Origin of the sequence: Devosia sp., from assembly GCF_028290645.1 — a bacterium.
Taxonomy (GTDB): Bacteria; Pseudomonadota; Alphaproteobacteria; order Rhizobiales; family Devosiaceae; genus Devosia_A.
Genome location: NZ_JAQGJL010000422.1, coordinates 1 through 13,933 on the forward strand (window position 1 = coordinate 1; position 13,933 = coordinate 13,933).

14 protein-coding genes are annotated in these 13,933 nt (G+C 66.7%); 7 read left to right on the plus strand and 7 right to left on the minus strand.

What is annotated here, in order from left to right; all coding sequences use genetic code 11:
- Positions 1-152 precede the first annotated feature (152 nt).
- Positions 153-698, minus strand: coding sequence for a preprotein translocase subunit SecG (gene secG, locus JWQ89_RS22290; protein ID WP_299644843.1), 546 nt, complete (start codon positions 696-698; stop codon positions 153-155).
- A gap of 106 nt (positions 699-804) precedes the next feature.
- Positions 805-1,560, minus strand: a complete 756-nt coding sequence (tpiA, locus tag JWQ89_RS22295; RefSeq protein ID WP_299644845.1) for a triose-phosphate isomerase — start codon at positions 1,558-1,560, stop codon at positions 805-807.
- 134 nt (positions 1,561-1,694) lie between these two features.
- Here tpiA and JWQ89_RS22300 point away from each other — a divergent pair, with 134 nt between their 5' ends.
- From JWQ89_RS22300 to glp, 7 genes are read left to right on the plus strand one after another with little or no spacing between them, the layout of a single operon-like run.
- Positions 1,695-3,569: a peptidylprolyl isomerase gene (locus tag JWQ89_RS22300; RefSeq protein ID WP_299644847.1), complete on the plus strand. Its 1,875-nt coding sequence runs from the start codon at positions 1,695-1,697 to the stop codon at positions 3,567-3,569.
- Entirely contained in the window at positions 3,566-5,077 is a 1,512-nt protein-coding gene (gene trpE, locus JWQ89_RS22305) for an anthranilate synthase component I (RefSeq protein ID WP_299644848.1), read from the plus strand. The genes JWQ89_RS22300 and trpE overlap by 4 nt, the downstream gene beginning before the upstream one ends.
- A 46-nt stretch (positions 5,078-5,123) precedes the next feature.
- Entirely contained in the window at positions 5,124-5,720 is a 597-nt protein-coding gene (locus tag JWQ89_RS22310) for an aminodeoxychorismate/anthranilate synthase component II (protein WP_299644850.1), read from the plus strand.
- Positions 5,720-6,730 (plus strand): anthranilate phosphoribosyltransferase, encoded by a 1,011-nt coding sequence (trpD, locus tag JWQ89_RS22315; RefSeq protein WP_299644851.1) that lies wholly within the window; start codon positions 5,720-5,722, stop codon positions 6,728-6,730. The genes JWQ89_RS22310 and trpD overlap by 1 nt, the downstream gene beginning before the upstream one ends.
- Positions 6,731-6,733: 3 nt before the next feature.
- Positions 6,734-7,525, plus strand: a complete 792-nt coding sequence (gene trpC / locus JWQ89_RS22320) for an indole-3-glycerol phosphate synthase TrpC (protein ID WP_299644853.1) — start codon at positions 6,734-6,736, stop codon at positions 7,523-7,525.
- Position 7,526: 1 nt separating this feature from the next.
- Positions 7,527-7,991: a cyclic pyranopterin monophosphate synthase MoaC gene (moaC, locus tag JWQ89_RS22325; protein ID WP_299644854.1), complete on the plus strand. Its 465-nt coding sequence runs from the start codon at positions 7,527-7,529 to the stop codon at positions 7,989-7,991.
- Complete coding sequence (gene glp / locus JWQ89_RS22330) at positions 7,988-9,193, plus strand: gephyrin-like molybdotransferase Glp (RefSeq protein ID WP_299644856.1); 1,206 nt, start codon at positions 7,988-7,990, stop codon at positions 9,191-9,193. Before moaC ends, glp begins: the two co-directional genes overlap by 4 nt.
- A gap of 4 nt (positions 9,194-9,197) precedes the next feature.
- Here the strand turns inward: glp and JWQ89_RS22335 are convergent, their stop codons facing one another.
- From JWQ89_RS22335 to JWQ89_RS22355, 5 genes are all read right to left on the minus strand, one after another.
- Positions 9,198-9,362, minus strand: coding sequence for a hypothetical protein (locus JWQ89_RS22335; protein ID WP_299644857.1), 165 nt, complete (start codon positions 9,360-9,362; stop codon positions 9,198-9,200).
- A gap of 93 nt (positions 9,363-9,455) precedes the next feature.
- Positions 9,456-10,973 carry a tripartite tricarboxylate transporter permease gene (locus JWQ89_RS22340; protein WP_299644858.1) on the minus strand — a complete coding sequence of 506 codons (1,518 nt, stop codon included), beginning with the start codon at positions 10,971-10,973 and terminating at the stop codon, positions 9,456-9,458.
- Positions 10,973-11,506, minus strand: coding sequence for a tripartite tricarboxylate transporter TctB family protein (locus JWQ89_RS22345; protein ID WP_299644860.1), 534 nt, complete (start codon positions 11,504-11,506; stop codon positions 10,973-10,975). Before JWQ89_RS22345 ends, JWQ89_RS22340 begins: the two co-directional genes overlap by 1 nt.
- An 8-nt stretch (positions 11,507-11,514) precedes the next feature.
- Complete coding sequence (locus JWQ89_RS22350) at positions 11,515-12,465, minus strand: tripartite tricarboxylate transporter substrate binding protein (protein WP_299644861.1); 951 nt, start codon at positions 12,463-12,465, stop codon at positions 11,515-11,517.
- Positions 12,466-12,809: 344 nt separating this feature from the next.
- Positions 12,810-13,871 carry an ABC transporter substrate-binding protein gene (locus JWQ89_RS22355; RefSeq protein WP_299644863.1) on the minus strand — a complete coding sequence of 354 codons (1,062 nt, stop codon included), beginning with the start codon at positions 13,869-13,871 and terminating at the stop codon, positions 12,810-12,812.
- Positions 13,872-13,933 lie beyond the last annotated feature (62 nt).

Genomic DNA, 13,933 nt, shown 5'->3' on the forward strand with positions numbered 1-13,933 from the left:
CCGGTGATGAAAACGTACCGAGCCATGGGCCTTCACCTTAAGAGGTCGAGTCTCTGATTCTCAAGGCGATACGGATGATGTCCGGCGCGCCCTCACAAAAAAAGAAGAAGGGGATGTTGCCATCCCCTTCCCTGTTCACTGTCGCGGCGGCCTCAGTTGGCGGGCGCCGCTGGTTGTTCTGTCGTCGCCGGAGGCGTCGCGGCGGGCGCCGGAGTCGTCGGCACCGCGAGCCCGGGGTCGGCTGCGGGGGCCGCGGGAGTGGCCGCGCCCCCGGTTGTGGTTGCGGGAGCAGTGCCGGTGGCCGGCGTTGTCGTAGTCGCCGGAGCGGTTGGCGTAGTCGCCGGAGCGGCGGCGCCGCCGGCGGGAACCGGCAGGTCGGCGCCCGTCTGCTGCTGCAGGTTCTGCAGGGCGTCGAGAACGGTGGTCGGCGTCGAGCCGCCCTGGGCCGCACGCTCGAGAATGCCGCTGGTGCCGCGATCGACGGACGAAAGCACGGTCAGCCCGATCGCCGAAGCAAAGAACAGGGCAGCGAGGATAGCGGTGGTGCGGGTCAGGAGGTTTGCCGACCCGCGGACCGAGATCAACCCGTTCGCGCTCGAGCCCATGCCCAGCCCGCCGCCTTCAGAGCGCTGCAGCAGGATGACGGCGATCAGCGCGATGACGATCAGGAGATAGGCGACGATCAGGACGTTGGCCATTGGACCTTCGGGACTTTCGATATCGGTTTGGCGCGCCTTCTACACGGGCGCCAACACAAATGCCAGCGCCATCCGCCGCCTTTCGGATCGGCGCCGGATGCGTCTTCTACACAGCGGAGATAATGGCGTGGAAGTCGTTTGCCAAGAGGCTGGCGCCCCCGACCAGCCCGCCATTGACGTTGCCGATGCGAAGGATCTGGCTGGCATTGGAGGGTTTCATGGAGCCCCCGTAGAGGATGCGGGTGGCCGCGCCGCGCTCGCCGAAGCGGGTTTCGAGGTCGGCGCGAATGGCGTCGTGCATTTCGGCGATCTCGGCAGGCGTCGGCGTGCGGCCGGTGCCGATGGCCCACACCGGCTCGTAGGCGATGACGATTTCGTGCCCGGTCCAGTCGTCCGGAAGGGAGCCGGCGAGCTGGGCGGCGACGACGCTGAGGGCATCGCCGGCGTCGCGCTGGTCTTCGGTCTCGCCCACGCAGATGATCGGCACAAGGCCGGCTGAATGGACAGCCAGTGCCTTGAGCTGCACCAGATCGTCGGTCTCGTGGTGGTCGGTGCGGCGCTCGGAATGCCCGACGATGACATATTGCGCCCCGGCATCGGCCAGCATCTGGGCGCTGATGTCGCCGGTATGGGCGCCGCTCGGAGCGGGATGGCAGTCCTGCCCGCCGGTGACGATGCCGCTCGAGGCGGCCAGTTCATTGAGCCGCTCGAGCAGCGTAGCGGGCGGGCAGATGACTACGGTACAGCGTGGGCCGCCGCCCTGCGTCAAAAGGCCTGCGAGTTTCTGCACCTCGCCCAGCGAGGCAGTGGTACCATTCATCTTCCAGTTGCCCGCGATCAGCGGAGTGATCTGTGCCGTCACCTTTGACGCTCCTTATGCTTGCCTATTGAGGGCGTTTGCCATAACCCCCGTCCCGATGTGCCTTGCGGCACAAACTCGACCCTGTCTAGTATCCGCCGCCCGCCGGGGAGGCGGCTGTAGTTGGATTTGTCTCGATGCTTGATAGCTTCCGCCACATTACCCAGACCTGGTTCGGCAAAATTCTCGGGGTTTTCCTGATTGTCGGCCTCGCGGGGTTCGGTATCTCGAACGTCATCTTCCAGTTCGGCACGAACACGGTGGCATCCGTCGCCGGAGACGACATCTCCGTGCGCGACTACCAGCGCGCCTACGACACGCAGGTCAACGCGGTGGCGCAGCAATATGGCCGCGTGCCGACCGCCCAGGAAGCGCTGGCGCTCGGCGTGCCCTCTATGGTGCTCGACCGGCTGGCCTCCGAGGCCTCGATAAACAAGTTCGGCGAGGACCTTGGTCTCGGCGTCTCCGAGGACCGGCTGGGCAACATGCTGCGGGACGACCCGACCTTTTCCACTGCCCTGGGCGCCTTCGATCGCAGCAATTTCCTCAGGGTGCTGCAGCAGAACGGGTATACCGAAGCGGAATATTTCGACCTCCAGACCAAGGCGGCGCGGCGTCAGCAACTGGCAAGCGGCTTGTTTGCAGGGGCTCCGGCGCCGGCTACCGCGGTCGAGCTGATCAACCGCTTCTCCGCCGACACCCGCACCGTCGACTATTTCGTGCTGAACGCCCAAGCCCTTCCGCCGGTTGCCGAACCGACCGAAGAGGAGCTGGCGACATACCTCAAGGACCATCAGGCCGATTTCCGCACCAAGGAGACGCGGACCGTCGACTTCCTGGCGCTGTCGCCCGACACCCTCGCCGCGACCAAGACCATCTCCGACGCCGACGTCGCCGCCGAGTACGAGCGCACCCTGGACAGCCGGGTGAAGATCGAGAAGCGCACGATCCGGCAGATCGCCCTGACGACTCCCGAACTCGAGAAGGCTTTCACGGACGGCAAGGCCGCCGGCACCCCGATCGCCGACATTCTCGCCGCCACCGGGGCAACTGCCCAGGATCTGGGGACGCTGAGCAAGTCGGAAGTCACCGACAGCTCGCTGGCCGACACTGCGTTCAGCCTCGCGCTCGACGACTATGCGATCATCGACGGCATCGGCTCGAAGCGCGCCGTGACTGTTTCGGCGATCGAGCCGGGTGGCACGGTCAGCCTCGAGGATGCGAAGGCCGAAATTGCGAAGCAACTGGCGATGACGCAGGCGCGCAACGAGTATTCCGACGTGCTCGACCAGATCGAGGAACTGCGCGCCGCGTTCAAGCCGCTGCCCGAGATCGCCGACCGCTTCGGGCTGAAGACCTTCACTGTGGCGCTGACGGAAGGTGGGCCCGAACTGGCCCAGACGCCGGAACTCGCCCCCGAGGAAATCGCCAAGATCTCCTCCACGGTCTTCAAGGCCCAGCAGGGCGATCTCGCCCCGACGGTTTCGCTCAGCTCGAACCGCAACTTCTTCTTCGACCTGAAGCAGGTGGACGCGGCCCGCGACCAGACGCTCGACGAGGTGCACGATGCGGTCAAGACCGCCTGGACCAACGCCAAAACCGACGAGGCGCTGACCGCGGAGGTCACCAAGATCACCGACCAGTTGAAGGCCGGCACGCCGTTCGCCGACGTGGCGACGGTCATCGGACAGTTCCCGATCCTCAGCCAGCCGCTGAAGCGCGGTGGCGACGGGACCACGGTGCTGAACCAGACGGTCGCCAACGAGATCTTCAATGGTGGGCCGACGCATTTCGGCTCGGCCGTCAACGGCGATGGGGACCACGTGGTGTTCCAGGTGGCCCAGGTGAACGAAGCCGCCGCAGATGCGACGCCCGACGCCAAGAAGTTCGTTGAGGAATCGACCCGCGACGGGCTGTATGCCGATTTCGTCAGCGGCCTGAAGACCGAGGCCGGCATGCGCGTCAACCAGCAGGTGATGGCCCAGCTTCTGGATGCCGGCGCCGCGCAATGAAGATGGGCGACCAGTTTGATGGTTTTGCCGCCGGCTACGACGCCGGCCGGGCGCAGATCGTCTTCCGGCGCGTCGTCGCGGATCTCGAGACGCCGATCGGCGCCTACCTGAAGCTGGCCGAAGGGCGGAAGAACACGTTCCTGCTCGAAAGCGTGCAGGACGGCGCCACCCGCGGGCGCTACTCGATGATCGGGTTCGACCCGGACATCATCCTCAAGGTCGAGAACGGCCAGGCCAGCATCAACCGCAATGCCGGGCTGACGCCGGACGCCTTCGCTCCAGTCACGGAGCGGCCGCTCGAGGCGCTGCGGGCGCTCGTAGCGGAGAGCCAAGCGGAGGTGCCGCCGGGGCTGCCCTCCACTGCGGCCGGCATCTACGGCTATCTCGGCTACGACATGGTGCGCCTGATGGAGGTGCTGCCGGACCGCCACGAGGACCCGCTGGGGTTCCCCGAGGCGATCCTGATGCGGCCTTCGGTGCTGGCCGTATTCGATACGCTGAAGGACGAGCTCTATCTCACAGCGCCGGTCTATATCCGGCCCGGCGTGACGGCGCGGCAGGCCTGGGAAGGCGCGCAGGCGCGGATCGACGATGCGGTCGGCCGGCTGGCGCGCACCCTGCCCTACACGGCGACCCCGCCCGATATCGACTCGATCGCGGTGAAGTCCAACACCTCACCGGCCGAGTATGCGCGGATGGTCGAGGACGCCAAGGAGTACATCCGGGCGGGCGATATCTTCCAGGTGGTGCTGGCCCAGCGCTTCGAGGCAGAGTTCACGCTGCCCCCGACGGCGCTCTATCGCGCGCTGCGGCGGACCAACCCCTCGCCCTACATGTACATGCTGGATTTCGGCGATTTCGCCGTGGCGGGTTCGAGCCCGGAGATCCTGGTGAAGGTCGAGAACGGCAAGGTCAACATCCGTCCGATCGCGGGCACCAGGAAGCGCGGCGCGACGCCGACGCGCGACAAGGAGCTGGCGGACGAACTGCTCAGCGATCCCAAGGAGTTGGCCGAGCACCTGATGCTGCTCGACCTTGGCCGCAACGATGTCGGCCGGGTGGCGAAGATCGGTAGCGTCAAGGTTACGGACAAGTTCTTCCTCGAATACTATTCGCACGTCATGCACATCGTCTCGAACGTGGTGGGCGACCTGGACCCCAAGCACGATTTCGTCGACGCGCTGGCGGCAGGGTTCCCAGCGGGGACGGTGTCGGGCGCGCCGAAGGTGCGGGCGATGGAGATCATCGACGAGCTGGAGAAATCGCGCCGCGGGATTTATGGCGGGTGCGTAGGGTATTTCGGCGCCGACGGGACGATGGATACGTGCATCGTGCTGCGGACGGCGATCGTCTCGAAGGGCAAGATCTACGTGCAGGCGGGGGCCGGGATCGTGGCGGATTCGAAGGCCGAGCTGGAGCAGCTGGAATGCGAAAACAAGGCGCGGGCGCTGTTCAGTGCGGCCGAAGAGGCGTTACGCTACGCGGGCGAGGCCCGGGTCGGGCAGTAGCTGCCGCAAGCACGGGTAGAACGGCGCCAGGGAGCGAGTGGCTGGAATGAGACTGCTGGTCATCGATAACTACGACAGCTTCACCTACAACCTCGTCCATTTCCTGGGCGAGCTGGGGGCTGAGTCCGAGGTCTGGCGCAACGACAAGATCAGCCTCGACGAGATCGCGGCGCTGGCGCCGGAGGCGATCGTGCTGTCGCCGGGGCCCTCCACCCCGAACGAGGCCGGCATCTGCCTGAGCCTCATCGACCGCTTTGCGCCCACCACGCCGATCCTCGGGGTGTGCCTCGGGCACCAGGCGCTTGGGCAGGCGATGGGTGGCGAGGTGATCCGCGCGCCGGAGCTAATGCACGGCAAGACGTCCAAGATCAACCACACCGGCAAGGGCCTATTCCGGGGGCTCAACTCGGGCTTCGAGGCGACGCGCTACCACTCGCTGATCGTCAGGCAGGAGAGCCTGCCGGACGTGCTGGAAGTCACCGCGTCGACCGATGACGGGCTGATCATGGGGATGCAGCACAAGCGCTACCCGAGCCATGGGGTGCAGTTCCATCCGGAGAGCATCGCGAGCGAGAACGGGCATGCGATCCTGCAGAATTTCCTGAACCTCGCCGGCGACTTCAACATGAAGAAGGCCGCCTGATGGATCTCAAGGGGGCTCTCAACAAGATCGGCCAGCGGCAGGACCTGACTGGCGAGGAAATGCGCTCGGTGATGAACATCATCATGAGCGGCGAAGCGACGCCGAGCCAGATCGGCGCGTTCCTCATGGGGATGCGGGTGAAGGGCGAGACGGTCGGCGAGATCGCCGCGGCGGTGTCGATTTTGCGTGAGAAGATGGTGCCGGTCGAGGCGCCGGAGGGTGTCGTCGATATCGTCGGGACGGGTGGTGACGGGGCCGAGACGCTGAATATCTCGACGGCGACGTCCATCGTTGCGGCGGCGGCGGGGGTTCCCGTGGCCAAGCACGGCAACCGGGCGTTGAGCTCGAAGTCCGGCGCCTCGGACGTACTGCAGGCGCTCGGGATCAAGATCGATATCGGGCCGGAAAAGATCAGCCAGTGCATCCGCGAGGCCGGCATCGGCTTCATGTTCGCGCCGGCGCATCATCCTGCGATGAAGCATGTCGGGCCTACTCGCATGGAGATGGGTACGCGCACGATGTTCAACCTGCTGGGGCCGCAGTCGAACCCGGCGGGGGCGCGGCGCTACATGCTGGGCGTCTACGACAAGAAGTGGGTCGAGCCGGTGGCGGCGGCGCTGCTCGCCAATCGCGCGATTTCGGCTTGGGTGGTGCATGGCGCCGATGGGCTCGACGAGCTGTCGACCACCGGGCCGAGCTTCGTCGCCTCGATCAACGGCGGGGACCTCCGCAGCTTCGAGATCACGCCGGAGGATGCGGGCCTGCCACGGGCGACCATGGCCGACCTCAAGGGCGCCGAACCAGCGTATAATGCCTCGCGGCTCAGGGGCCTGCTCGATGGCGTGAAGGACCCATATCGCGATATCGTGCTGCTCAATGCCGCCGCCGCCTTCATCGTCGCCGGACGCGCCGACACTCTGAAGCTGGGCGCCGATCTTGCTGCCCGAGAGATCGACTCCGGTCGCGCCCGGGCGACGCTCGACAAGCTCATTTCCGTTTCCAACAGTTGATCCATGTCCGACATCCTCTCGCAGATCGAAGTCTATAAACGCGAGGAGATCGCCGCGGCGAAGACCCTCCGGCCATGGGGCGAGGTGGTAGCCGAGGCGCATGATGCGCCGCCGGTCCGCCGGTTCCTCTCGGCGCTGAAGAAGAAGCGCAGCGAGGACCAGTTCGCGCTGATCGCCGAGGTGAAGAAGGCGAGCCCGTCCAAGGGGTTGATCCGCCCGGACTTCAACCCGGCCGAGATCGCCAGGGCCTATGAGCTGGGCGGGGCGGCGTGCCTGTCCGTGCTCACCGACCGTCCGAGCTTTCAGGGCGCCCCCGGCTACCTGATCGAGGCGCGAAACGCGACGAAACTCCCGGTGCTGCGCAAGGATTTTCTGTTCGAGACCTATCAGGTGGCGGAGAGCCGGTCCTGGGGTGCCGATTGTATTCTGATCATCCTCGCCGCGGTTACCGACGATACGGCGCGCTACCTGCTCGACGCGGCGGAGGAGTGGCGGATGGATGCGCTGGTCGAGGTGCATGACCAGATCGAGCTTGACCGGGCGCTGGGGCTGAATGCCGAGTTCATTGGCATCAACAACCGGAACCTGCGCACCTTCGAGACGACGCTCAATACGTCGGTGACGCTCGCCGGCGGCGTGCCGGAGGGCGTGCACCTGGTGTCGGAGAGCGGCGTCAACACCCATGCCGACCTGATCCGCCTCGACCAGGCCGGCATCGGCACCTTCCTCGTCGGCGAGAGCCTGATGCGGCAGGATGACGTCACCGCCGCGACGATCAAGCTGTTGCGGGGCTGACATGGCGCTCACCCACCTCAACCAGCGTGGGGAAGCGCATATCGTCGATATCGGCGACAAGGCGGTGACGCGCCGCCGCGCCGTGGCAACGGCCCGGCTTGAGGCGCAGCCCGAGACGGTGGCGCTGATCCTCGGGGGTGAGCTGAAGAAGGGCGACGCGCTGGCGGTGGCCCGGATCGCGGGGATCATGGCAGCGAAGAAGACTTCGGAGCTGATCCCGCTCTGCCATCCCATCCCGCTGTCGAGAGTCACTGTTGAGATCGTCGGCGACGGCCCTGCCCTGCTGGTCACGGCGACCGCCGAGACGACCGCACAGACCGGCGTCGAGATGGAGGCGATGACGGCCGCTTCGGTCGCGGCGCTGACGCTCTACGACATGGCGAAGTCGCATGATCGCGGCATGCGCATCACCTCGGTGCAGCTCGAGGAGAAATCGGGCGGCAAGACGGGTGATTTCCGCCGATGATGCCGGTCGACGAAGCCATCGAACGCATTTTCCGGAAGCTTCCGGTGCTCGGCAGCGAGAGCGTGCCGCTGGGGCGCGCGCATAACCGCGTGCTGGCGAAGCCGCTGGTCGCGACGCACAGCCAACCGCCTTTCGATGCGAGCGCCATGGACGGATATGCCGTGCGTGCTGCCGAGGTGGTGCCGGGGCGGCCGCTGAAGCTGGCGGGCACCTCGCAGGCCGGGGCACGCTTCGTCGGCATGATGGAGCACGGCCAGTGCGTGCGGATCTTCACCGGCGCGCCGCTCCCGATCGGCGCGGATGCGGTGATCATGCAGGAAGAGGCAACCGCCAAGGGCAACCAGATCAGCTTCGCGAAGACTCCCCTGCCCGGCCAGAGCGTGAGGAAGCAGGGTTTTGACTTCCAGCGCGGCGCGCAACTGCTGCCAGCAGGCGTGGCGCTGACCCCGGCGATGCTGAACCTTGCCGCCTCGGCGAACCATCCGGCGCTGACGGTGAACAGGCGGCCGCGGATCGCCGTGCTCGCGACTGGGGATGAACTGGTGCCGCCGGGCAGCGCGCTGGGTCCGGACCAGATCATCGCCTCCAATACCTACGGGCTGATCCCTCTGCTTGCACCGTTCACCGAAGCGATCGTCGACCTCGGCATCGTGCCGGACGACAAGCAGCGGCTCGAGGCGGCGCTGCTGGGTGCCTTCGACCAGGGCATCGACATGCTGGTGACTACGGGCGGCGCCAGCGTCGGGGAGCGCGACTACGTGCAGGAGGTGCTGCGCGACCTCGGCGTAGAGCTGGATTTCTGGAAACTACGCATGCGTCCGGGGAAGCCGCTGATGTTCGGCACCCGCGGCAAGACGCTGGTGTTCGGGCTGCCGGGCAACCCGGTGTCGGCACTGGTGACGGCCACGGTGGTCCTGAAGCCCGCGCTAAGGGCTATGACCGGCCATATCGACCCGTTCTGGCCGCGTATCGGGGTGCCCACGTTGGCCGGGCTGCCGCCCAATGGGCCGCGCCGCCACTACATGCGCGCCAATCTCAGCCGCAACGAGATCGGCTTTCTGCAGGTGAACCCCATCTTCGAGACTGACTCCAGCCACTCGACCTCGCTTGCGCTGGCCGATGCATTGATCGTCGTGCCCGAGGAGTCGCCTGGGGTGCCGCCGGGCGAGATCGTCGATGTGATCCCGCTCAACTGGGGCTGAGCGGCTACTGGCGGATTGCCTTGAAGTCCGCCGGCTTGATGCCCAGCGCCTGCAGGTCGCGGGCGCGGGGGGTGCGGTGTTCGTGTGTCGCGGCGGCAGCGGCATTCGCCGCGCCGAAGAGCGAGATGAAATCGGTGGTGCGGCGGACGAGAGGGGATTTGCGGGTCATGGTGCGTTCCTTTTGTTACCCCAGATGTAGGTAACTCCGCCTGCCTTCAGCAGAGCCGCCCGGGACAGGCAAGGCATGCGCTTGCTGCACGTATCAATCGCCGTCGGCCGCCACCTCCGCCAGCACCTGGCCCTTGCCGCGGGCGCGGAGGATCGCCGGAACGATCAGCGCCAGGGCCGCGGCGATCAGTAGCGTCGCCGAGATCGGCGAGGTGAACAGCACCATCACGTCACCCTGCGAGATCGCCAGCGCCCGCCGGAGTTGCTGCTCGGCCATCGGCCCGAGGATCAACCCGACGACGACCGGTGCGATGGGGAAATGGAACAGACGCAGCCCATAGCCGAGGAGGCCGAAGACGAGCAGCATGCCGAGCTCGAACACCGAAGGGTTGGCGCCGATGGTGCCCAGCGTCGCGAACAGCAGGATGCCGGCGTAGAGCCACGGCTTGGGGATGGTCAGCAGCTTCACCCACAGCCCGATCAGCGGCAGGTTGAGGACGATCAGCATCAGGTTGGCGATGAGGAGGCTGGCGATCAGCCCCCAGACCAGCTGGGGGTTAGAGGTGAACAGCAGCGGACCCGGCTGCAGGCCGTACTGCTGAAAGCCGGCCAGCATGATCGCCGCCGTCGCCGAGGTCGGGAGGCCAAGGGTCAGCAGCGGCACCAGCGTGCCAGCGGCGGAGGCGTTGTTCGCGGCTTCGGGTCCGGCGACGCCCTCGATGGCGCCGTTGCCGAACTCCTCGGGGTGCCTGGAGAGCTTCTTTTCAACCGCGTAGGAGAAGAATGTCCCGATCTCGGCGCCGCCGGCCGGCATGGCGCCGATCGGAAAGCCGATCGCGGTGCCGCGCAGCCATGGCTTCCATGACCGGGCCCAGTCGGTGGCGCTCATCCACAAGGAGCCGCGCACCGGCTCCACGGTCTCGGGCGCGCGCTTGCCCTGCGCCGCGACGAACAGCGTCTCGCCGATCGCAAACATGGCGACAGCCAGCGTCGTGACCTCGACGCCGTCGAGCAGGTCCGGGATGCCGAAACTCATCCGCGCCTGCCCGGTCTGCAGGTCGATGCCGATGATCCCCAGCGTCAGGCCGATGAACAGCGAGGTCAGCCCGCGCAGCGCCGAATCGCCGAAGGCCGCCGAGACCGTGACGAAGGCGAGGACCATCAGCGCGAAATACTCTCGGGGGCCGAAGGCAAGCGCGAACTTCACCACCCACGGTGCGAGAAAGGCCAGCGCGATGGTGGCAATCAACCCGGCAACGAACGAGCCGATGGCGGCAGTGGCGAGGGCGGGACCGCCCCGGCCTGCCTTTGCCATCTTGTTGCCCTCGAGCGCCGTGACGATCGAGGCGCTCTCTCCCGGCGTGTTGAGGAGGATGGAGGTGGTCGAGCCACCATACATGCCGCCATAGTAGATGCCGGCGAACATGATCAGCGATCCGGCGGGATCGAGCTTGTAGGTCACCGGCAACAACAGCGCGACGGTGGTCGCGGGGCCAATGCCGGGCAGGACCCCGACGGCTGTGCCGAGCGTCACGCCGACCAGTGCATAGAGCAGGTTGATTGGCTGGGCGGCGACCGCGAGGCCCTGCAGCAGCAGCGCGAAAGTCTCCATCAGGCGGCGCCCCCGGGAGCGGATCTGAACGGCGCGGTGATGATGTCGGCGCCCTCCAGCATGAGATGCTCGAGCGGACCGGCCGGCAGCGTCAGCTGCAGCAGGCGCGCGAACACGAACCAGACGAAAGCGGAAATGAGGATGCCGCTCAGCAAGGCGAGCGGCAGCGACACCCGGCCCATGCCACGCGCCGTCATGGCGAAGAGGACGCCGGTGGCGATCGAGAAGCCGGTGAACTTGATCAGCGCCATCTGCGCGACGAGGCCCCCGACGATCCACAGCACCGGTGCGAACTCCTGCGGCTCGCGCTCGGGGAAACTATGCCGGTACGCCGCAACGACGGTCCAGGCCGACAGGCCGGCGAGGCAGACGGCGATGAGGTAGGGAATGGTCTGCGGCCCGATGCGGGCATAGGCGCCGCCGGCCCCCAGTCGCGAGGCATCCCACGCGACGAGCAGCGCGAGGGCCAGCAATCCTGCTGCGATGACCAGCGCCGCCCGATCGGGGCGACGCTGCTTGTTTGCCTGAGCCATGGGCTCGATCATTGCACGAGACCGATGTCCTTGAGAATTGCTTCGGTCGCGGTGATTTCGGCGGCAAGCTGGGTCTTGAACGCGTCGCCGGCGAGATAGGTGTTGTTCCACCCCTTGGTCTCGAGCGTCGTCTTCCACGCCGCCGAGTTCACCATCTTCTCGATGTCGGCGCTGACCGCCGCGACCTGCTCGGCCGTGAGGTCAGGGCCGGCCCAGACGCCGCGCCAGTTCTGCACCACGAGGTCGACGCCGCCTTCCTTGAAGGTCGGCCCGTTGATGATTGCCACCTTCTCGGGCGCCGAGACGCCGATGACGCGCAGCGCGCCGGCTTCGACCTGCGACTGGAACTCGCCATAGCCGGAGATGCCCACGGTCACCTGGTTGCCCAGCACGGCCGCAAGGGCCTCGCCGCCGCCCGAGAAGGCGACGTAGTTGACGAGCTTGGGATCGACGCCCACCGTCTTGGCAAAGAGCCCGGCAGTGATGTGGTCGGTGCCGCCCGCCGAGCCGCCGGCCCACGATACCGCGCCCGGATCAGCCTTCAGCTTGGTGACGAGGTCGGCGAGCGTCTGGATGTCGGACGCGGCGGGGACGACGATCACTTCGTACTCGCCGGTAAGGCGGGCGATCGGGGTGACGGCGTCGAGCGTCACCGGCGACTTGTTGGTGAGGATGGCGCCGACCATGACGTAGCCGCCGACCATGAGCTTGGTCGGATCGCCATTGGCTTCCTGCGCGAACTGGGCGAGGCCGATGGTGCCGCCTGCGCCGGGGACGTTCACCACCTGGACGTTGCCGGAGACGCCCTCTGTGGTGAACGATTCCTGGAGCGAGCGGGCGGTCTGGTCCCAGCCCCCGCCGGGGGCTGCGGGCGCCATGATGCTGTAGTCGGCGGCGAAGGCGGCGGCGGGCAGCGCCAGGGCGCCGGCCAGCATTGCTGTCGCGAGAAGATGCTTCATTGTTGTCCTCCAATAGGGCCGCACGTGATGGCGGCCTCTGCATCACCTGGGAGTACGACCCGGGATGGGCATGTAACAGCGCCGGCAGCCACAGGTTGCTGCGCGACGGCCAATGTCGGGGTCCTCCCAGACTCCTCGGTCCGACGTTTTACGCCCGGACCATTTCCGCAGCAAACCACATCAAGCTGTCGTCAACCTGACGCGCCGGAAGCCATTGCTCCCCTCCCCCCTGAGGGGAGGGGCTGGGGGTGGGGGTCGTGAGGCGGGCACGGTGCTCACTGCGCCATCCCCTTCCTCGTTCCCTCCCCTCAAGGGGGAGGGAGGCGACCGCTTGCAGATCGTGCTTACTGGATACTCAGGGCGTCGTTCCAGCGCCGGATCAACCGGGCCCGCTTCACCTGGTCGAGATAGACCATCAGGCCCGGGCTGACCGGCACCGGGCGCAACTGGTTGCCGAGCGCCTGCTGCATGGCATTGGCGGTGTTGTCGCCGGTGACGTTGGGGTTGAGCGCCGCGATCTGCAGCTGCTGCGCCATGATCGTCTGCCCCTCGGCCGACATGAAGAACTCGAGATAGCGGCGGCCGAGATCGGGATGGGCGGCAGCCTTGGGCACGAGCCCAATGCGTGAGGTGACGATGGTGTAGTCGGCGGGAAGGATGATGCCGAGGTCCGGGTTCCGCGCGGCGGCTTCCGCAGCATATGAGCCGAGGATGTTGTAGCCGAAGACGAACCGGCCGTCGGCCACCCGGTCGACGATCGCCGAGGTGGTGGAATAGAGCTTTACGCCTGTAGCGCCCATGGCGCCGACGAGCGTCCAGAGGTCCGAGTACTGCTCCTGGTCGCGGGAGAAGAACATGAAGCCGACGCCCGACCGCTCGATGTCGTAGGTGCCGACGCGGCCGTAGATGCTGTCGGCGTTGGCCTTGAGATACTGGATCAGCTCGGCCCGGGTGGAAGGTGGCTTCGAGCCGGCGAAGCTGGGCTTGTGGTAGATGAAGACCGCGGGCTCGTAGGTCAGCGCATAGGCGGTGTTGCGCCAGTTGGCCCAGCGCGGCCACGACTCCGAGAGCGGCACGTTGCTCTCCTGGGCATAGCCGTCATTGGCGAGCTTGACCTGCAGGTCCATCGACGACGAGAAGGCGAAATCGGCGGTCGGCAGGCCCGCATCGGTCTCCGCCACCACCCGGTCGTAGATATCGACGGTCTGGAGGTCCTCGTAGGCGACCGCGATGTCGGGATTGGCGGCCTGGAACGCGGCGATCATCGGGCGTGCCAGCGGTTCGTCGAGGGACGAATAGACCTTCACCGTCTGCGCATTGGTGCGGCCATCGAGGGCGGGATAGAGCCCTTCCTCCGCCAGGGCGGGGGAAGCGATGAGAACGAGCAGGGAGAGAAAGCGAAGCATGCCGGACCATGCCTCCTCCCCTGCCCCGGCGACAAGAGGTATGGGCAATGCCGCGCCGTCAC

What these genes read in the sequence shown, in the direction of transcription:
- JWQ89_RS22300 (WP_299644847.1), top strand. Translation starts at nt 1,695, where the DNA reads ATGCTTGATAGCTTCCGCCACATTACCCAGACCTGGTTCGGCAAAATT.
- JWQ89_RS22340 (WP_299644858.1), bottom strand. Translation starts at nt 10,973, where the DNA reads ATGGAGACTTTCGCGCTGCTGCTGCAGGGCCTCGCGGTCGCCGCCCAG.
- JWQ89_RS22350 (WP_299644861.1), bottom strand. Translation starts at nt 12,465, where the DNA reads ATGAAGCATCTTCTCGCGACAGCAATGCTGGCCGGCGCCCTGGCGCTG.
- moaC (WP_299644854.1), top strand. Translation starts at nt 7,527, where the DNA reads ATGGCGCTCACCCACCTCAACCAGCGTGGGGAAGCGCATATCGTCGAT.
- JWQ89_RS22355 (WP_299644863.1), bottom strand. Translation starts at nt 13,871, where the DNA reads ATGCTTCGCTTTCTCTCCCTGCTCGTTCTCATCGCTTCCCCCGCCCTG.
- trpE (WP_299644848.1), top strand. Translation starts at nt 3,566, where the DNA reads ATGAAGATGGGCGACCAGTTTGATGGTTTTGCCGCCGGCTACGACGCC.
- secG (WP_299644843.1), bottom strand. Translation starts at nt 698, where the DNA reads ATGGCCAACGTCCTGATCGTCGCCTATCTCCTGATCGTCATCGCGCTG.
- trpC (WP_299644853.1), top strand. Translation starts at nt 6,734, where the DNA reads ATGTCCGACATCCTCTCGCAGATCGAAGTCTATAAACGCGAGGAGATC.
- JWQ89_RS22310 (WP_299644850.1), top strand. Translation starts at nt 5,124, where the DNA reads ATGAGACTGCTGGTCATCGATAACTACGACAGCTTCACCTACAACCTC.
- trpD (WP_299644851.1), top strand. Translation starts at nt 5,720, where the DNA reads ATGGATCTCAAGGGGGCTCTCAACAAGATCGGCCAGCGGCAGGACCTG.
- glp (WP_299644856.1), top strand. Translation starts at nt 7,988, where the DNA reads ATGATGCCGGTCGACGAAGCCATCGAACGCATTTTCCGGAAGCTTCCG.
- JWQ89_RS22345 (WP_299644860.1), bottom strand. Translation starts at nt 11,506, where the DNA reads ATGGCTCAGGCAAACAAGCAGCGTCGCCCCGATCGGGCGGCGCTGGTC.
- JWQ89_RS22335 (WP_299644857.1), bottom strand. Translation starts at nt 9,362, where the DNA reads ATGACCCGCAAATCCCCTCTCGTCCGCCGCACCACCGATTTCATCTCG.